Here is a 17819-nt window from a genome sequence, read left to right as displayed (position 1 = left end):
CGGGCGGCGTCCGATGAGCGTCGCTTCGGAGGCCACCGGGGTCCGGGCGTACGGACAGGTTCTGCGCCTGCCCGGCGCGCGGACGTTCGTCGCGGCCGGCATCCTCGCCCGATTCCCCCGCGCGACCCTCTCGCTCGGCGTGATCCTGCTCGTCTCGGCCGCGACGGGCAGCTTCGGGTCGGCCGGGATCGTCGTCGCCCCGCTCGTGGGCGGCATGGCCGTCGCGGCTCCCCTCTGGTCGTCGCGCATGGACCGGCACGGCCAGGCGCGCGTCATCCTGATCTCGCTCGGATGCCTCGTGCTCGCGGCATCCGCCCTGCTCGCCCTCGTGCTGACGGCGGCGCCGTTCTGGACGTGGCTCATCGCCGCGTTCGCGACCGGTGCGGCCACGCCCGACCTCACCTCGGCGGTGCGTGCACGGTGGACGGTGCTCGCCCCTCCGTCGCAGCGGACGGCGGCGCTCGCGCTCGAGACGATCGGCGATCAGATGGTGTTCATCTCGGGGCCGCCGGTCATCACCGCGGTCGCCGCCGCCGTGAACCCGGCGGTCGCGATGCTCGGTTCGCTGACCCTCGGCGTCGTCGGCGGGGTGTGGCTGGCATCGCAGCGTCGTACGCAACCGCCCGCGACAGGTGCGACGGGCCGCGCGCGTCTGGTGCTGCCGCCGGCCGGTGTCGTGCCCGTCGCGCTCGCGTGCGTCGCCCTGGGCGGCGTGTTCGGGGCGTTCGACGTGACGCTCGTGGGGTGGGCCGAGCTGGGGGGACGTCCGTGGCTCGCGGGCCCCGCGTTCAGCGCGTTGGCCCTCGCGATCGCGGTCGGCTCGGTCATCACCGGAGCCCGGGCGTGGAAGCTCTCGCCGATCGCCCGGTTCATCGGGTTCGCCGCGGCGGCCGCGATCGCCGCCCTCGCACTGCCCCTCACGCAGGCCGTGACGCCCGTGCTGTTCCTCGCGATCCTGGTCCTCGGGCTGCTGCTGTCGCCCGTGATGATCTCCGGGATCCTCGTGGCCTCGGCCCGCGCCCCCGAGGGCCGCGTGACCGAGACCCTGGCCTACCCGACCGCGGCGATGTCGCTGGGCGTTCCGATCGGCGGCGTGATCGCGGGCTCGGCCCTGGATGCCACCGGCCCCGCGACCGCGCTCGTGAGCATCGCCGTGGCCCTGGCGTGTGCGGCGGTGATCGCCCTGGCGGGCGAGGGGCTGCTGCGGGTCGCGCGGCGCTGAGACGGGATCCCGACGTCAGGTCACCCGTGCGAGGTTCGTCGTCGTCACCGATCCGAGCTTCGCGGTGATGTCGGTGAGCGTCTGACCGGCCGCGAGGTTCAGTCTCTTCGCCGTGATGGGGGCTGTCGCATTGTCGTAGTACTCGGCGCGAACCGGCAGGTTCGGTGACGAGAAGCGCACGTAGTACCCGGTGTCGGCGCGGAGGCCGTCCACGACGTACGTCCCGCCCGGCGTCACGACCGCCGAGGCGACGATCTGGTTGTACTTCGAGTACACGTCGACGACGACGTATCCGTCGCGGTACGACACGCCCTCCGGAAGCCGTACGCGTCCGGAGATCGCGGAGAACGGGACGAGGGCGACGTCGACTCCGGTGAACTTCTGGTTCGTGCCGAGCGTGATGTCGGTGTATTCCCCGTACGACTTGGTCCACCACTTCGGGAAGACCCGGACGCCTTCGGCCACGATTCTCACGCGGTACACGCCCGGATCGAGGAGTCGCGCGATGTACGTGCCGTCGGACTGCACCTTCTCCTCCCGGACCACCGCTCCGGTGGACACCGACACGATCTGCGCGGTGACCGTGCCGTCCGAGAAGGACGTCCCCGCGGGGAGCGTCACCGTGCCGGAGATCGCCGCATAGGACGCCTCCGCGAGACTCGGGTTCACCGTCACGTTCTGGCCCGCGCCGACGACCACCGCCGTCGCGTCAGCGGGACCCTTCGCGCCCTTCCACCACTGCGTCTGCACGGGAAGCCCCGTCGAACCGAAGCGCAGCTTGTACGAGCCCGGCGGGAGGCCGCCGACCGAGTACGTCAACGACGCCATGACGACGGTGGTGCGGGCGTAGAGCGTGTCGGGAGAACCGGCGCGGAGCACGTCCACGGTGATGGTCCCCGCGGATCGATCGACCCAACTCGGAATGGTCACGGTTCCCGAAATGGATGCCGGGGCGACCAGTGCCGCGTCGACGCCGGTTCGCGCGGCGCCCGAGGCGAGCCGGATCGTCGCCGCGTCGGCGGCCACGGCGGCGTTGTTCCACCATTGCGTCGCGACGCGTCCGCCGTACTCGGTGAACGACACCCGGTAATCGCCGGGCGTGAGTCCGCGCAGCGTGTACGTGCCGTCGTAGGCCGGCCGGGCGGTGACGTTTCGTCCCCCCGCGGTCAACGGGACAGCCGTGACCGTCACCAGTGTCCGCGCGACGCCCGACGGAGTCGTGATCTTCCCGGACACCGTGGCGAGCTTCTGCGCGACGAAATCGATGCCCGAGCGGTTCTCACCGGCGGCGAGGACGACGGGAGTGGCGGCATCTCGCGTGGCGGCGTTCTGCCACCACTGCGGCGCGAGCGGGACGGAGTCCTCACTCGTCGAGTACACCCGCACGGTGTAACTCCCGGCGGCGAGGTTCGCCGCCGAATACGTCAGAGGGCCGGCCGGCGACCCGCTCACCACGGCGGGGATGCGCACACTGGAACCGACTTGTTGCAGGTCGACCCGTAGCGGGGTCGTCGATGTCAGCCCGGCCGGCAGCGTCACGGTGCCGGAGATCGACCCGGTCGCTGCGGCTGCCCGCGCGACCGGCGGAGCGGGGCTCTCGGTGGGCGGTGTCGAGGGTGTCGGCGACGGGGCGACGGGTGCCGCGGTGTTGCTCGTCGACGGTGAGGCCGTCGGCGTGGGACTGCCCGCGGGTGTCGCGGACGGGCTCGCCGTCGGCGTGGCGCTCACGGCCGGAGTGGGGCTCGGCGTCGAGGCCGCTGACGCGGGACTCGTCGCGACGGCGCCCGCCAGGAGCATCCCCGCGATGGCTGTGGCGGCGAACCAGGAGCGCACACGGGCGCCCGAATAGTGCGGCATGTCGTTTTCCCCCGGAAACGGAACGCCCGTACTTCATCCGCCGCCTCGGTGGCGAACGGTCGCGAGTTCCCCTTCGCCCTGTCTATCCCACGTCGCTGGCGCTCCACAAGGCTGTCTGCGCACCGCGTGGCGATCACGGGTCGGCTACAACGCGTCACGGAGGTGCCGCAGCACCGAGACGTGTCCGTCGGCGGGGTGAAGCTCGAGCGTCCCGGTCGGGAGCGCCTCGGCGAGCAACTCCGCGTGTCGCGGCGGGATCACGCGGTCCCGCCGGCCCTGGACGAGCAGGACGGATGCCGTGACCTCCGCGAGCGCGAACCCCCATGGCCGGACGAACGCGAGGTCGTCGTCGACGAGCCCGTCGTCGCCGTACTCGGCCGACGCCCCGACGTCGGCGCCGAGCGACGCCCACTCCCCCTGCAGCGCGGTGTAGTCGGCATCCACGAATGAATCCGGATCGAACTCGTCGATCTCGGCGAACCGACGTCGCGCCTCTTCGCCCTCCGTCGCGGCGCGGAGCGCCTGCGGCGCCTGCATCCCGGAGAACCACTCCTCGCTGCCGTCGAAGGGCGCGGGCGACGCGAACGTGACGACGCGGTGGATCAGCTCCGGCATCAGGGCCGCGCACGCGAGCGCGTGCGGTCCGCCACCCGAGGCCCCCACCGAGACCACGGATGCCACGCCCAACGCCTCGAGCACGGGGCGCAGCCCCGCGGCCGCATCGGCGACCGTGCGCCCCGGCGCCCGCGGCGAGAGCGCATATGCGGGCCGCGCGACCGACACGACGGCGAGCCCGCGAGCGTCGGCCGCGGCTCGGACGGGCGGAAGGATCGCCCCCGTCTGCGGCGACCCGTGGTGCCACAGCAGCACGTCGCGCCCCGCGATGTCGTCGTGCGAGACGTGGACGTCGAGACCCGCGATCACCGTGCGCATGCGCCCAGGCTCGCACGTTCCTCCCTCAGCGAGCGGGAACGCCGAGACTGCATTCGCCTGACATCTCCACTGCAATCTGCAATGGAGTCGTCAGGCGGATGCAGTCTCGAGGCTCTCAGCGCGCGGAACCCGCGCGGGCGACCTACAGGATGACGCCGAACTCGTCGGCCAGAGCCGGAAGCTCGGTGTGCAGCACGTGCGACGCCTCCGCGGCCAGCGGGTTGGTCGAGACGCCGTCCTCATTCACGAGCTTCCCGCCGACGTACACCTGCTTCAGGTTCCGGAGGCCGCACGCGAGCACGTAGCTGCGCACGGGGTTCCACAGCGGACCGACGTCCGGCAGCCGCGGGTCGACCACCACGAAGTCGGCGAACTTCCCCACCTCGAGGCTGCCGACACGGTCGTCCACGCCCATGATCTCGGCGCCGCCGAGGGTGTGCAGGCGCAGCACGCGCTCGGGCATCATCGACAGCGGATCGTGGGTGCGGGCGCGCTGCATGAACATGCCCATGCGCATGTTCTGCCACGGGTCGGCGACGTCGGTGCAGGCCTGGTCGTCGAGGCCCATGCCGACCTTCATGCCGAGGTCGAGCATCTCGGGCACGTGCGCGATGCCCGACGCCAGACGCCCGTTGGACGCCGGCTGCCACGACATCGCGGCCCCGCCGGCGGCGGCATCCGCGATGATCTCCGGCGTGGTCTGGATGAAGTGCCCGAACATCATGCCCGGCCGGAGGGCTCCGGCGTTCTTGTACAGCTGGAACTTGGTCTGCTGGTGCTCGATCGCCTCGTACGTCTCGAGGAAGTGCGCCTGGTTGGTGACACCGAAGCGGTCCATGACCGCGACCTCGATCTCGGCGGCATCGGGCCGCGTCGACCACTGCACCTGGCCCATGATCGAGGCGCCGAGCGCGATGTCCGGGTCCATCGCCAGGACGTGATCGAGGGATGCCTCGAACCGGGCGAAGATCTCGTCGTCGGTGCCGACGGTGGCATCCAGCGCGATCGAGTCGACGAAGCGGAGGCCGGCGTCGTGGCATCCATCGGCCTGCCGGGTGTGCCAGGCGTGGTCGCGGAGCTGCCCGCCGCCGTCGGCGCGCTTACCGTCGACCATCGGCTCCCACGGCAGGAGCGGGTCGGTGAAGTTGTAGGCCGTGGTCACGCCGTTCGCGAGGAAGTCGAGCGAGCCGTGCAGCGTCGCCCAGTAGATCTGGTCGGGCGAGGCGTTGTTGAGGACGCTGAACATCGAGGTGCACCAGCCGTAGAGCGTCTGGTCGACGCCGAGGCCGCGCGAGCCGCTGGTGAACAGGTGGCTGTGCGACGACACGAAACCGGGCGCGACGAACTTGCCGTCGACGTCGAGGATCTCGTCGGCCGTCAGGCCTGGATCGGGATCTCCGGCGCCGATCGCGGCGATGCGTCCGTCCTGGACGAGCATGTATCCGCGCTCGATGTAGCCGGGGTCGTCGGTGCCCGCGGGGACCGTGATGAGCCGTGCATTCGTGACCAGAAGCGACATGTTGATGACGGTAACAATGGCGTGTTTCCGCGGTGTTCCGAGTGTGCGGCGGGAGGTTTGCGGGGCGGTGTCGTCCCACTTCTGGTGAACCATGTCCCACTTCTTGCTGGCTGCGAGCCGCCGAACCGACCACAAGTGGGATGAGGTTCGTGAGCCTCAGGCGAACGCCGCGCGCACGGCCGGCGCGACCGCGGCCAGAACCTCGTCGCGGGCGGGCGTCGAGGGGAACACGAGGAACAGGTGCGGGACGCCCTCGCGCCGCAGGAACGTCACGGATGTTCCGGATGCCGAGACCCGCCCGGCGTACTCCTCCGCCTCGTCCGAGAGCGGGTCGACGCCCGCCGCGACGATCACCGCCCGAGCCGAACCGGCGAGCTCCGGCGCGCGCAGCGGCGCCGCCTCGACGGGCACCGGGGCCGTGGCATCCGGGAGATACAGCCCCCAGTACCACTGCATGCCCTTGGCGGTCAGCGGAAGATTCTCGGTGTGGGCGAGGTAGCTCGGGCGGCCGGGGTCGGGGGCGTCGAGCACGGGGCACAGCAGCACCTGGACCCGGATGCCAGGAGCCCGGCCCTCGCGAGAACGCAAGGCCAACGCGGCGGCGAGGTTGCCGCCTGCGCTGTGCCCCGCGACGCCGAGGAGCGTCGGGTCGATGAGGCCGCCGGCCCCGTCCGCGGCGAAGCGCAGAGCCCGGTCGAGGTCGTCGAGACCCGCGGGGAAGGGATGCTCGGGCGCAAGACGGTAGTCGACGCTCAGCACCTGCACGCCGGCGGCCGCGGCGAGCGCACGGCACAGGGCGTCGTTGTTGTCGAGGTCGCCCGCGACCCATCCGCCGCCGTGGGCGAACACGAGCGTTCCGCGGTGGCCGGCGCGCGGACGGTACAGACGCAGCGCGAGATCGCCGTCGGCGGTGTCGATCGACTCGATCAGGTCGTCGTCGGGCAGCCGCACCCACGACGGGTTCGTGCGGAGCTCGGCGATCCGTGCGGCGTCGTCGCCCTCGGCATCCGTGGCCCCCGACGGGATCGTGCCCGCCCGCGCCGCGAGCCGCGCGAGGTGCGCGCGGACGTCCGGGTCGGTGATCGCGGGGTGGACGGTGTCGCTCACGGTGCTCCTGTGTCGTTCGGCCGGGTGTGGCGGGCGGCGCCACCGTTGAGTGTCCAAGACACGCGGATGCCACGCGCCCACGTCCGCGTGCCTTGGACACTCAACACCCTGGAACGGCGGAACCGCGCGCGCCGCGGCTGGCCACCGCAGAAGCGTTACGACGCGGAAACACCCGCGTCGCGCACACCCCCGACGATGGGCCGCATGACGTCTCCCGAGCAGCGTGCCGCGGCGATCCTGGGCGGGCAGCGCTTCGTCGTGCTCGGCACGGCGGACGCCGACGGACCCTGGACCGCGGCCGCGCAGTACCGGCTCCTCCCCCGGGGCCTGTACGTCGAGTCCGACGTCTCGTCCCGGCACGCCCGGGCGATCGCGGCGTCGGGCGTGGCATCCGGTGTCGTGTTCGACTCGTCGGCCGCGCCCGCGGACGCCGACGGCGTGCAGCTCGCCTTCGCGGCGCGGGAGGTGGATGCCGAAGCCTCGGCGATCCGCGACGTGCTGGGCGCGCGGCTCCCGCGCGACGCCGGCGATGACGATCCGGCGACGGTCCTCGCCGCGCCGACGAAACGGCTGTACGTGCTCGCGGCCGAGCGTGCGTTCGTGTTCGACCGTGACGCCTGGCGGTCCCGCGGGACCGACGCGAGGCTCGAGGTGGACGTCGCCGAGGTCTGGGCGCAGCTCGCGACCCTCGGCCGGTAGGCGCGTTCCCGACGCCGCCCCGACGATAAACGCTGTTCCCGGCCCCGCCCCGAGCGATAAACGCTGTTCACGGCGAAACACGGGACGAGCCGCCGTGTCTGGGCGTGAATGCCGTTTATCGCGAAAAGGGGGGCACCGGGGAGGCGCCGCCCGGGGAAGACGGCACCGGGGAAGGCGCCGCCCGGGAGGGGGCGCCGTGACCGCACCCCGTTACGCCGCCGAAACACCCGCGTCGCGGAGGCGTCGCGGCCCGGGCGTACGGTGACGCCGACGGGCGCTCCCGACGCCCGGGTGAGGAGTGCCATGTCCCAGCGCGTCATCGTGACCGGAGGTTCCGGCGGCATCGGCGCCGCCATCGTGGAACGGTTCGTGGCCGACGGCGCGGCGGTCGCGGTGCTCGACCGGCGCGCGCCCGCGGGTGAGTCGGCATCCTTCTTCCCGGTCGATCTGCTCGACCCGCTCGACACGCGCCGCGCCGTCGGCGAGGCCGTCGCAGCGCTCGGCGGCGTGGACGTGCTCGTCAACTGCGCCGGGATCTTCCAGCACGCCTCGCTGCTGGACATCACCGTCGACGATTGGGACCGCGTCCTCGACATCAACGCCCGCGCGACCCTCGTCACCATGCAGGCCGTCGCGCCCGTCATGCTCGAAGCCCGCCGCGGCTCGATCGTCAACATCGCGAGCATGGCCGCGAAGCACGGCGGCGGCGGTGAGGGGCATTACGCCGCGTCGAAGGCGGCGGTCGTGGCGCTCACGCGCGCCGGGGCGCAGGAGTGGGGATGCCACGGGGTCACCGTCAACGCCGTCTGCCCGGGGTACGTGCTCACCGACATGGGCGCCGACACCCGGTCGGAGGCCGACGTCGCCGCCTGGAGCGCGAAGTCGCCGCTGGGTCGCCTCGGCATCCCGGAGGACGTCGCGGGGGTGACCCACTTCCTCGCCTCCCCCGCCGGCGGGTACCTCACCGGACAGGCGATCAACGTCACCGGCGGCATGATCATGCACTGAACGGGCGGCCCGTGCCACGGGCGGCGGGGCGGGCGAGACTCCTGAGAGATCGCGCGCGACCGCCCGATCCGGGTCCCCCGCAACGCGATGCGCCGATTCCTCCGGAGTTTCGCTCGCAGATTCGCGGGAATGGTCCGCCCTGACGGGCGTTGCACTCCGGGTACCCCACCCGGAATGGATGCCATGACCTCGGCCGATCTCGTCCCCACCACGTCGACTCCCGGCGACCCCGCACGCGCGGAAGGCGTGACGGCAGCGACGAACGACACCGCCGCCGTCCTCGACAACGCCGCCTGGCACTCGCTGACGGGACCCCACGCGCACTTCGCGATCGGCGGCGACCTGGTTCGGCGGTACCCCGAGGACGTCGCCCCGTTCGTGGCTGTGCGCACGTGGGAAGACCCGCAGGTCTGGGATGCGCTCCGCGAGCTGGTCGGCCCGGGAGCCGAGGTCGGCCTGTCGGGCTACGAGGGCGAGATCCCGGACGGGTGGGAGTTCCTCGGCGGGGGTGAGGGCGTTCAGCTCGTCGAGACCCCGGCGCTGCAGCCGCGTCCGTTCGACGAAGCGATCGAGCTGGACGCCGACGACGCGGCCGACATGATGGCGATCGTCGAGCGGAACCAACCCGGCCCGTTCCGGCCCCGGACCTACGAACTGGGTCGGTACATCGGCATCCGTCGCGAAGGCCGACTCGTCGCGATGGCGGGCGAGCGTCTCCATCCGACGGGGTGGACCGAGATCAGCGCCGTCGCCGTCGACGAGGATCACCGTCGTCAGGGACTCGCGTCGCGCCTGGTCCTCGACGTCGCGTTCCACATCCAGCAGCGCGGTGACCGCGCCATGATGCACGCCGCGGCGAGCAACACCGGGGCCATCGCGGCGTACGAGCGCCTCGGTTTCACCCTCCGCCGCGTGAACCGCTTCGCCGCGGTCCGTACGCCGGCCTGACGCGTCGGCACGACCCGTCGGTCCGCGTCAGCGCAGCCGCCGCGCGATCTCCGCCTGCGCTTCGGCGAACGACTCCTCGCCGCCGTCGCGACCGCCCGACAGGTTCACGCCGACCACACCCGGCAGCGCAAGGAGCTCCTCGGCGAGCGCCACGGCGAGCGCGATGCCCTCCGCGCGGGGGTCCCTCGCCGACCGCACCCGCTCCAGGAACCCGTCCGGCAGCACGAGCGTCGTGAACGACTCGAGCACGTCGGCCGAGGCGTGATCCACGACGACCGGCACGCACGGGATGTACGACACCGGCGCCGCGACGGCGTCGATGAACCGCCGCACGGGTTCCGCTCCCCCGGCGTGGTTCACGAAGCAGACGTCGGCGCCGGCGTGCAGCTTCTCGCGGAGCCGCGCGGCCCGACGGTCCACCGGCGGCGCGGCGGGGGAGGCCGCGACCGACACGACGTGCCCCGCGGCTCGGGCCAGGGCGGCGGCCTCGGTCGAGTCGAGGTCGAACACGGGTGCGGCATCGGGCCGGTCCCCTGTGCGGGTGTGGTCGCCGGTGACGCAGTGCACCCCGGCCACCCCCTCGACGGCCAGGGCCGCCAGCTCCCCTTCGATGGCCACGCGGTTGCGGTCGCGCATGTTGATCCCGGTCCACACCCGCAGTCCCGCGCGCTGCAGCAGGTGGGCGCGGTAGGCCGGGGGGAACTGCACCCGGGCGGTTCCCGCGTCGCCGGCGAGGACGGCATCCACCTCTCCCGCCAGCACCGCGGCGCACGAGTCGATGGATGCCACGCTCAGCGCGCGCGCCGGGAGGTCGGCCACGACCCACGGGCGCGTGCCGAGCGAGGCCAGGGTCTCCGCCGCGGCGGCGGTGCGCGGGCCCGGGTCCACGGGGGTCGCCCGGTCGATGCCCGTCCAGGGCACCGTCCCCCGCGGGAGGAACGCGCAGGAGTGCGAAGCGTCGATCTCGCACGATCCGTCGAAGCCGACGCCTCCGCACGGGCCGTATTCCATGCGCTTGGGGCACGCGTCCAGCAGAGGGAGCACCGTCATGCCCGGAGTGTACGAATCCTGTGTTTCGGCGAATGTTCATGGCGGCAACATCTCCGAAACGCACGATGCCTACGCTCAGCGATGACACTGCAACCCGGAGGTGGCCATGATCACGGCAGGTACCACGTTCGGTTCCGACATCGACGAGACCGACACCCTCGTCGCCGACCCGCTGGCGCTGATGGTGCGGTGGCTGCCGCCGCACGACAGCGAGCTGCGGCCGCTCGCCGCGCTGTCGACGATCGGGCGCGACGGACTGCCCTCGCTCCGTCACGTGCTCGTGAGCGATCGGGATGCCACGGGCCTCTACTTCCACACCGACGCCGCCAGCGCGAAGGTCACCGAGATCGCCGCCAACCCGGTCGCAGCGATGGCGGTCGCGTGGCCCGAGGTGGGTCGGCAGCTCGTCGTCCGGGGGATCGTCGAGCGCGTCAGCGCGCGCGAGGCCGCCGCCGTGTACGCGCAGCGGTCGCGCTATCTGCAGCTGCTCGCCTGGATGAACACGCTCGACAACGCGCAGCTCCCCGCCGACGAACGTCGTCGCGTGTGGGCCGAGTTCGACTCCACGCACCCGATCCTCGACCCGCCGCAGCGCTGGGTCGGTTTCCGGCTGCGTCCGCTCACCCTGACGTTCTGGCGCGGCGACCCCGCCGGACAGAGCACGCGTCAGCACTACCGACTCGCCGACGGAGCGTGGTCGGGCGAGATCCTGGCGGGCTGACGCGTGGACATCACCACCGTCACCTCGTACCGCGCCGCCCGCACCCGGGCGGACCTCGCGCTCGCGCCCGGTGAGGTCGTCATGGCCGGGGGCACGTGGATCATGAGCGAACCGCAGCCGCACACCACGGGACTCGTCGACCTCACCACCCTCGGCTGGCCCGATGTCGAGGTCTCCGACGAGGGTCTGCGCATCGGCGCGACCTGCACCATCGCGCGGCTGCTGGCGTGGGCGGAGCGCGAGGCGCCCGCGGACTGGACGTCGCTCGCGCTCGCGCGACCGTCGGCCGACGCGCTGCTGGCGTCGTTCAAGATCTGGAACACCGCCACGGTCGGCGGCAACGTGTGTCAGGCGTTCGCGGCGGGGGCGATGATCGCTTTCCTCTCGACCCTGGATGCCACGGCCCTGGTGTGGACACCCGATGGCGGCGAGCGCCGGATCGCCGTCGCCGACCTCGTCGTCGACAACGCGGAGACCTCGCTCGCGCCGGGCGAGGTGCTGCGCGCGCTGGAGATCCCGCGGCGCGCGCTCACCTCGCGCGTCGGGCTGCAGAAGATCGCCCTGGCCGAGCTGGGCCGCTCCGGCGCGGTGGTCACGGCCCGCGTCGATCCGGACGGATCGTCCGTGTTCGTCGTCACCGCCGCGGTGCGTCGGCCGCGCGTGCTGCGGTTCGCGCGGATCCCCGGGGCCGGAGAGCTGCGGGATGCCGTGGCATCCGCGACCGATTTCTACACCGATCCGCTCGGGAGCGCCGACTGGCGGCGCGGGGTGAGCGTGGTGCTCGCCGAGCGGTTGCGCGCGGGGTTCGTGCGCGAGGCCGCCGCATGAGCGACCGGTTCCTCGCGGCGGTCCCGCGCTCCGGCGTCCCGCACGGGGGCGCCCCGGGGGCCACGGTCGCGCGGGCGGTGGTCCCGCGCTCCGGAGCGTTCCACGGCGCGGCGGACGCTGCGCTCCCCCACCCCCCGCTTCGGGCCGATTTCTCCGGAGCGCGGCACGGGCGTCGCTCGCCACAGGTTCAGCAGGAGGACACCGAGTGAAGTTCCAGGTCAACGGGTCCGCCGTCGAGGCCGACCCGCGACCTGGCCAGTGCGCGCGCACGCTGCTGCGCGAACACGGCCATGTCGAGGTGAAGAAGGGATGCGACGCAGGTGACTGCGGCGCGTGCTCGGTGCTCATCGACGGGCAGCCGACGCACTCGTGCATCGTTCCGGCGGTGCGGCTCGAGGGGCGGTCGATCACGACCGCGGCCGGTCTCGCCCCGGGCGACGAGCTGCACCCGGTGCAGGAGGCACTGGCATCCGGGTTCGGGTTCCAGTGCGGCTTCTGCACCCCGGGGATGAGCGTCACGGCATCCACGCTGTGCGAGAGCGACCTCGACGACCTCGACCGCCGCATGAAGGGCAACCTGTGCCGGTGCACCGGGTATCGCCCGATCCGCGAGGCGATCCGGGAGTCCGTGCTCGGCCCCGTGCGGGAGACCGGCGCGCCCGCCCCGCCCCCCGTCGCTGACTTCGGCCGAACGGACGCCGAAACCCGCCCGCCGCGTACGTACGCCCCAAGTGAACAGGGGGTCGGCACCGGCGCGCCCGCCCCGCCCCCCGTCGCTGACTTCGGCCAAACGTACGCCGACGACGCCCCCGCGCGAACACCTGGCCCAAGTCAGCGGCCCGGCGCCGGACGCGTCGGCAGCTCGGTCGCCCCGGAAGCCGCCCGACGCATCGTCCAGGGCAAGGAGCCCTTCACCTTCGACGAACCCGTCCCGGGCGGTCCGCCCCTCGTGCTGCGCGTCGTCACCTCACCCCACGCGCACGCGCGGATCACCTCGATCGACACGGCCGCCGCGCTCGCCCTCCCCGGCGTCGTCGCGGTCTTCACCCACCTCGACGTCCCCGACACCCTCTACTCGACCGGCCGGCACGAGCACCGCACCGACGACCCCGACGACACGCGGATGCTCGACGACGTCGTGCGCCACATCGGCCAGCGGGTCGCGGCCGTGGTCGCCGAGACGGCGGACGCGGCGGATGCCGGCTGCCGTGCGGTCCGCGTCGCCTACGACCTGCTCCCCGCGGTCTTCGACCCCGAGGAGGCGCGTCGACCCGGCGCGCCCCTGCTGCACCCCGACCGCACGCCCGACGAGCGGGTGAGGGATGCCGGACGCAACGTCGTCGCCGGCTTCCACACCGGCCACGGCGGCGACATCGACGCGGCTCTCGCCGCCAGCCACGTCACCGTCACGGGTGAGTGGACCTCGTCGCGGGTCACCCATGCGGCCCTCGAGACGCACGGCGCGGTGGGATGGCTCGACGACGACGGGCGTCTCGTCATCCGCTCGTCGACCCAGGTGCCCTTCCTCGCACGCAACGAGCTCGCTCACATCTTCGGCCTCGAGCGCGATCGCATCCGCGTGTTCGCGACCCGGGTCGGCGGCGGATTCGGCGGCAAGCAGGAGCTGTTCACCGAAGACCTCACGGCCCTCGCCGTGCTGAAGCTCGGCCGCCCGGTGGCGTACGAGTTCTCCCGCACCGACCAGTTCGTGCGGGCGTCGCTCCGGCATCCGATGCGCGTGCGCACCACCCTGGGAGCGGATGCCGAGGGCCGCCTGGCCGCGATGAAGCTCGACGTGCTCAGCGACACCGGCGCATACGGCAACCACGCGATCGGCGTGCTGTTCCACTCGTGCGCCGAGTCGACGACGCTGTACCGGGTGCCCACGAAATGGATCGACGCGGAGGCGGTCTACACGAACAACCCGCCGTCGGGGGCGTTCCGCGGGTACGGGCTGGGGCAGGTCGTGTTCGCGGTCGAGTCGGCGATGGACGCCCTCGCGGAAGAACTCGACATCGACCCGTTCGACCTGCGACGCATCAACGCGGTGAAGGAGGGCGACCCCCTCCACCCCGATGAGGACGAGAAGTACGAGGAAGACCTGATCTGGGGCAGTTACGGCCTCGACCAGTGCCTCGATCTCGCGCAGGACGCGCTGCGCCGCGGCAACGGCGTCGAGGCGCCGGCGGGCTGGGCGGTCGGCGAGGGCATGGCCGCCGCGATGATCGCGACGATGGCCCCGCGCGGGCACATCGCGCACACGACCGCGACCCTGCGTCCCGACGGCACGTTCCTGCTGCGCGTGGGCACCGCCGAGTTCGGCAACGGCACCTCGACCGTGCACCGGCAGATCGCGGCGACGGTCCTCGACGTGCCGCAGGACCGGCTCGAACTGTGGGCCGCCGACACCGACGCCGTCCGGCACGACACCGGCGCGTTCGCCTCGGCGGGAACGACGGTCGCCGGCAAGGCGCTGTACGCCGCCTGCACCGTCCTGCGGCGGCGCATGGTCGAGATCGCCGTGCAGCTGGCCGGCGGCGATGTCGTGTCGGCGGAGGTCGTGGCATCCGGGGTCCTGGCCGGGGACGAGCTCGTGCCGTGGCACCGGATCGTGGATGCCGCGCCCGCCACGCTGCGCGACGAACACGGCCTCACCGCGGACGGCGCCGAATTCGGCGACCTGCGCTCGCTCGCGTTCAACGTGCACGCCGTGCGGGTCGCCGTGGATCCCGAGACGGGGACGGTGAGAGTGCTGCAGTCGATCCAGACCGCCGATGCCGGCGTCGTCATCAACCCGGCGCAGTGCCGCGGGCAGATCGAGGGCGGTGCCGCGCAGGCCCTCGGCGGCGCGCTGTACGAAGAGGTGATGCTCGAGGACGGCGTGGTGCAGAACCCGGTGTTCCGCACGTACCGCGTGCCGCAGTTCGCCGACGTGCCCGACACCGAGGTGTACTTCGCCGAGACCGACGATGCGCTGGGTCCGTTCGGCGCGAAGTCGATGAGCGAATCGCCGTACAACCCGGTGGGCGCGGCGATCGGCAACGCCGTCTCGCGGGCTCTCGGCCGCCGCGGCTACGCGCTGCCGTTCTCGCGCGACCGCGTGTGGAGGCTCGCCGGCGGGGAGTGAGGCTGGGCGGCGCTCCCGGTTTGGGGCGCGTTCCGTGCATCGGGGCGGGAAATGCGCGCCCCACTGCACGAATCGCGCCCCACACGGCTCACGGCTCCAGCGGCACGGCCGTCCCGGACACGCGGATGCCACCGACCGGCGGCGCGTCCACTTCGAGGATGCTCGGCCGACCGATGTGCCGCCCCTGGTGCACGGTGACGTGGAACGGCGTCGGCATCCCGAGCCGGTCGCGGAGGTACGCGCCGAGCGCGGCGGCCGCGGACCCGGTCGCGGGGTCTTCGGTGATGTCCCCGACGGGGAAGATGTTGCGCGCCTCGATCACGGCGCCGTCGGCGACCTCTCCGGCGACGTGGACGACCGTGACGGTTCCCGTCCACCCGCGTGCGTCCATCAGCACTCGCATCGCGTCCGGGTCGAAGCCGAACCCGTCGAAGCGCTCGAGCGACCGGACGGCGACCACCGGATGCCAGTTCCCCGCGAACGCCTCGGCGAGCGGCATCCGCGGGTCGAGGTCGTCGGCGTCGAGTCCGAGCAGCGCGAGCAACGGTGCCGGGTCGTGGAAGTCGCGGACCACCGTCGCGACGCTCGTGAAGCCCGCCGCGATCCGGCCGCCCTCGTCGCGCGCTGAGACCTCGACGTCGCCCGCGGCGGTCGCGAACACGAACTCCCCCGGGCCCGCGGACTCGGCGAGGGCGACCGCCGTCGCGATCGTCGCGTGTCCGCAGAAGGGCACCTCGGCCTCCGGCGAGAAGTAGCGCACCCGCAGCCGCTCGCCGTCGCGCGCGGTGACGTACGCCGTCTCGGGATACCCCAGGTCAGCCGCGATCCGCAGCATGTCGGCGTCGTCGAGGGCCGTGGCATCCAGGACCACCCCGGCCGGGTTGCCGCCGCCCGGTTCCGCGGCGAAAGCGAGCAGGTGCAGGATGCCAGGAGCCTCGGTCATGCGTCGATTCTTCCGGCCGCGGTGCGGGGCGTCGCGGGCCAGTGCGGGATCTGTGGACCGCGTCGACCTCCCGAGTGACAGCCGTTGATCCTGGTTAGGGGCCACAACCTGGAAGAGCGGCCGCGTTAGCCCCGGTCACGGGCCATCACTCCCGCACATCCCGCTCCCGCTTCGCCCGCAGCAGCGCCCGCGCCGACGGGAATCCCGACCGCCGCGCGATCTCGGGCGTCGGCAGCCCGGTCGCCGCCAGGGCATCGGCGAGTTCCAGACGACGCGCCCGCAGCGCGGCGCTGGGCGTCCGGCCCTGCCGCGCGAACACCCGGGCGAGGTACTGCCGCGACACCTGCAGCGCGTCGGCGAGCTCTTCGACGGTGAAGGCCGGATCCTCCGCGCGCTCGGTGAGCAGCCGAATCGCGGCGCCGAACGTGGCCTGGGCCGAGCGGAAGCCCGCGGCCGTGGCATCCGGTCGTCCCGCGATGAGCGCCGCGCACAGGCTCTCGATCGCGTGCCCGAGCGCGGACTCCGCGGCGATGCTCAGCCGGTGGTCGCCGTTGAGGATCGAGTTCACGGTGGATGCCAGAGCCCGCCACGCCGGAGAATCGTCGGCGCCCGGCAGCCCGGCGGGTTCGTCGAGCAGTTGCGCGGCGCCGATCTCGATACGCGCGGTGGGCTGACCGGACGCGGCGCGCACGAGAGCGGCATCCGGGTAGACGAGGGCGTCTCCGGCGGCGAGATCGGCGGCCGAGCGTGCGACGTCGATCCCGAGGGAGCCCTCGGCCTGCAGCACGAGGGTCGAGCCTCGTCGTGGGCCGGGGGCCGGCACGAGCGTCAGCGCGGTGTGCCACAGCCGCCGGATGACGACACCCGCGACCTCGGCCTCATCGACGATGAGCACGGTCGGACTGTCGGCGGCGGGAGTGACCACGAGGGAGCGCTGCGCGAACCAGTCGACGACCGCGGCCCCCTCGGCACGCATGTTGCGGGTCATGCGGCTCCGTTCTCGGGAGGTGTCGCTCCAGCGTCGCGGCCCTTCGTCCGGGTTCTCACCGATCGCCGGAATCAATCACCCGCGCGTTCATTCCTTTCGACTCCCGGATGCCACGTGCGCCAGCGCGTCATCACCCCGAACGGCCGCGACAACCCCCGCTTGGCGCCCGCGGAGGTGCGCGCGAATGCTGGCGAGACCCGAACCCGAAAGGTCTCCCATGTCGCACGACATCGAGCAGCACACCCCCGCGCCCTCACCGACCCGGCGCACCGTCCTGACCGGAGCCGCGTGGTCGGTTCCCGTCATCGCCGCCGCGAGCCTCGCGCCCTTCGCCGCCGCCTCCGGCACTCCGGTGCTCGCGTTCAATCAGGCGTCGTACAGCGGCACCGCGTGCGGCACGATCACCGGCGCCTCGGTGTCGGTCACCACGAACGGCACCGCGACTTCGAACGTGAGCGTGACGACGACGCTGAGCGGTGGGTACACCTTCGCCGGTGGATCGGCCTCGTACACGGGCGTGAGCGATGGGAGTGGGACGGTGGCACTGCCGGCGATCAACGTGCCGAGCGTCGGGGGCTCGTCGACGCTGTCCGCCGTCTCGTCAGGAGCGACGCCCCAAAGCGCAACGGCTAGCGCCCCGAAGACCGCCGCATCCGGCGCGTACTACTACGACGACAACGGCGCGCAGGGCGGGCTGCAAAACAAGGTGCCCGCCGGGACGACTCCGGTCGGTATCTTCAGTTTCCTTGCGCCGAACGGAGACCTGTACCTCAACAACAGACGAGTCGCCACCAACGTCATCGCCGCCACCGCACAACGCTACGACGACGCCACCTGGCACAACACCGTCACCTACACCACAGCAACCG

15 protein-coding genes and 1 pseudogene are annotated in these 17819 nt (G+C 72.6%); 9 read left to right on the top strand and 7 right to left on the bottom strand.

Annotated features, from left to right (window positions below):
- Positions 1–13: 13 nt before the first annotated feature.
- Positions 14–1222 carry an MFS transporter gene (locus BGO45_RS16670; protein WP_292696385.1) on the top strand — a complete coding sequence of 403 codons (1209 nt, stop codon included), beginning with the start codon at positions 14–16 and terminating at the stop codon, positions 1220–1222.
- Between the two features lie 15 nt (positions 1223–1237).
- Here BGO45_RS16670 and BGO45_RS16665 read toward each other — a convergent pair whose 3' ends face one another.
- On the bottom strand, positions 1238–2761 hold the full coding sequence (locus BGO45_RS16665; RefSeq protein ID WP_292696384.1) for a carboxypeptidase-like regulatory domain-containing protein: 1524 nt from the start codon (positions 2759–2761) through the stop codon (positions 1238–1240).
- 1 nt (position 2762) lies between these two features.
- Between BGO45_RS16665 and BGO45_RS16660 the strand changes: the two genes are divergently transcribed.
- Positions 2763–3071: a hypothetical protein gene (locus BGO45_RS16660; RefSeq protein WP_292696383.1), complete on the top strand. Its 309-nt coding sequence runs from the start codon at positions 2763–2765 to the stop codon at positions 3069–3071.
- A gap of 152 nt (positions 3072–3223) precedes the next feature.
- Here the strand turns inward: BGO45_RS16660 and BGO45_RS16655 are convergent, their stop codons facing one another.
- The 3 genes from BGO45_RS16655 to BGO45_RS16645 all read right to left on the bottom strand — a co-directional run bounded on the left by BGO45_RS16655 (position 3224) and on the right by BGO45_RS16645 (position 6638).
- Positions 3224–4012 carry an alpha/beta hydrolase gene (locus BGO45_RS16655; RefSeq protein ID WP_292696382.1) on the bottom strand — a complete coding sequence of 263 codons (789 nt, stop codon included), beginning with the start codon at positions 4010–4012 and terminating at the stop codon, positions 3224–3226.
- Positions 4013–4154: 142 nt separating this feature from the next.
- On the bottom strand, positions 4155–5531 hold the full coding sequence (locus tag BGO45_RS16650) for an amidohydrolase family protein (protein WP_292696381.1): 1377 nt from the start codon (positions 5529–5531) through the stop codon (positions 4155–4157).
- Between the two features lie 156 nt (positions 5532–5687).
- Entirely contained in the window at positions 5688–6638 is a 951-nt protein-coding gene (locus BGO45_RS16645; protein WP_292696380.1) for an alpha/beta hydrolase, read from the bottom strand.
- A gap of 204 nt (positions 6639–6842) precedes the next feature.
- On the opposite strand from BGO45_RS16645, the gene BGO45_RS16640 reads away from it, so the two are divergent.
- From BGO45_RS16640 to BGO45_RS16630, 3 genes are all read left to right on the top strand, one after another.
- Positions 6843–7337 carry a hypothetical protein gene (locus BGO45_RS16640; protein WP_292696379.1) on the top strand — a complete coding sequence of 165 codons (495 nt, stop codon included), beginning with the start codon at positions 6843–6845 and terminating at the stop codon, positions 7335–7337.
- A gap of 303 nt (positions 7338–7640) precedes the next feature.
- Positions 7641–8345, top strand: coding sequence for an SDR family NAD(P)-dependent oxidoreductase (locus BGO45_RS16635; RefSeq protein WP_076492287.1), 705 nt, complete (start codon positions 7641–7643; stop codon positions 8343–8345).
- Between the two features lie 174 nt (positions 8346–8519).
- Positions 8520–9293: a GNAT family N-acetyltransferase gene (locus BGO45_RS16630; RefSeq protein WP_292696378.1), complete on the top strand. Its 774-nt coding sequence runs from the start codon at positions 8520–8522 to the stop codon at positions 9291–9293.
- Positions 9294–9320: 27 nt separating this feature from the next.
- On the opposite strand, the gene BGO45_RS16625 is transcribed toward BGO45_RS16630, so the two are convergent.
- Positions 9321–10343: a methylenetetrahydrofolate reductase C-terminal domain-containing protein gene (locus tag BGO45_RS16625; RefSeq protein ID WP_292696377.1), complete on the bottom strand. Its 1023-nt coding sequence runs from the start codon at positions 10341–10343 to the stop codon at positions 9321–9323.
- Positions 10344–10449: 106 nt separating this feature from the next.
- Here BGO45_RS16625 and BGO45_RS16620 point away from each other — a divergent pair, with 106 nt between their 5' ends.
- The 3 genes from BGO45_RS16620 to BGO45_RS16610 all read left to right on the top strand — a co-directional run bounded on the left by BGO45_RS16620 (position 10450) and on the right by BGO45_RS16610 (position 15019).
- Positions 10450–11064 (top strand): pyridoxal 5'-phosphate synthase, encoded by a 615-nt coding sequence (locus BGO45_RS16620; RefSeq protein ID WP_292696376.1) that lies wholly within the window; start codon positions 10450–10452, stop codon positions 11062–11064.
- A 3-nt stretch (positions 11065–11067) separates the two neighbouring features.
- Entirely contained in the window at positions 11068–11892 is an 825-nt protein-coding gene (locus tag BGO45_RS16615; protein ID WP_292696374.1) for an FAD binding domain-containing protein, read from the top strand.
- Positions 11893–12097: 205 nt separating this feature from the next.
- The gene (locus BGO45_RS16610; RefSeq protein ID WP_292696372.1) at positions 12098–15019 is read left to right on the top strand and encodes a molybdopterin-dependent oxidoreductase; all 2922 of its coding nucleotides are present in this window, start codon (positions 12098–12100) and stop codon (positions 15017–15019) included.
- Between the two features lie 88 nt (positions 15020–15107).
- Here BGO45_RS16610 and BGO45_RS16605 read toward each other — a convergent pair whose 3' ends face one another.
- Together BGO45_RS16605 and BGO45_RS16600 are read right to left on the bottom strand one after the other, a co-directional pair.
- Positions 15108–15962: a PhzF family phenazine biosynthesis protein gene (locus BGO45_RS16605; RefSeq protein ID WP_292696371.1), complete on the bottom strand. Its 855-nt coding sequence runs from the start codon at positions 15960–15962 to the stop codon at positions 15108–15110.
- A 145-nt stretch (positions 15963–16107) separates the two neighbouring features.
- Complete coding sequence (locus BGO45_RS16600; protein WP_292696370.1) at positions 16108–16950, bottom strand: helix-turn-helix domain-containing protein; 843 nt, start codon at positions 16948–16950, stop codon at positions 16108–16110.
- 217 nt (positions 16951–17167) lie between these two features.
- Between BGO45_RS16600 and BGO45_RS16595 the strand changes: the two are divergent.
- Positions 17168–17819 (top strand): annotated as a pseudogene (locus tag BGO45_RS16595) (hypothetical protein); the annotation flags it as partial.

The organism is Microbacterium sp. 71-36 (genome assembly GCF_001898305.1).
Taxonomy (GTDB): Bacteria; Actinomycetota; Actinomycetes; order Actinomycetales; family Microbacteriaceae; genus Microbacterium.
The sequence above is the reverse complement of the archived record's forward strand: the minus strand, read 5'-3'. Positions and strand labels throughout refer to the sequence as shown.

Coding starts and splice junctions, on each gene's coding strand:
- BGO45_RS16670 (WP_292696385.1), top strand. CDS start 14: ATGAGCGTCGCTTCGGAGGCCACCGGGGTCCGGGCGTACGGACAGGTT.
- BGO45_RS16655 (WP_292696382.1), bottom strand. CDS start 4,012: ATGCGCACGGTGATCGCGGGTCTCGACGTCCACGTCTCGCACGACGAC.
- BGO45_RS16650 (WP_292696381.1), bottom strand. CDS start 5,531: ATGTCGCTTCTGGTCACGAATGCACGGCTCATCACGGTCCCCGCGGGC.
- BGO45_RS16640 (WP_292696379.1), top strand. CDS start 6,843: ATGACGTCTCCCGAGCAGCGTGCCGCGGCGATCCTGGGCGGGCAGCGC.
- BGO45_RS16635 (WP_076492287.1), top strand. CDS start 7,641: ATGTCCCAGCGCGTCATCGTGACCGGAGGTTCCGGCGGCATCGGCGCC.
- BGO45_RS16630 (WP_292696378.1), top strand. CDS start 8,520: ATGGATGCCATGACCTCGGCCGATCTCGTCCCCACCACGTCGACTCCC.
- BGO45_RS16625 (WP_292696377.1), bottom strand. CDS start 10,343: ATGACGGTGCTCCCTCTGCTGGACGCGTGCCCCAAGCGCATGGAATAC.
- BGO45_RS16620 (WP_292696376.1), top strand. CDS start 10,450: ATGATCACGGCAGGTACCACGTTCGGTTCCGACATCGACGAGACCGAC.
- BGO45_RS16605 (WP_292696371.1), bottom strand. CDS start 15,962: ATGACCGAGGCTCCTGGCATCCTGCACCTGCTCGCTTTCGCCGCGGAA.
- BGO45_RS16600 (WP_292696370.1), bottom strand. CDS start 16,950: ATGACCCGCAACATGCGTGCCGAGGGGGCCGCGGTCGTCGACTGGTTC.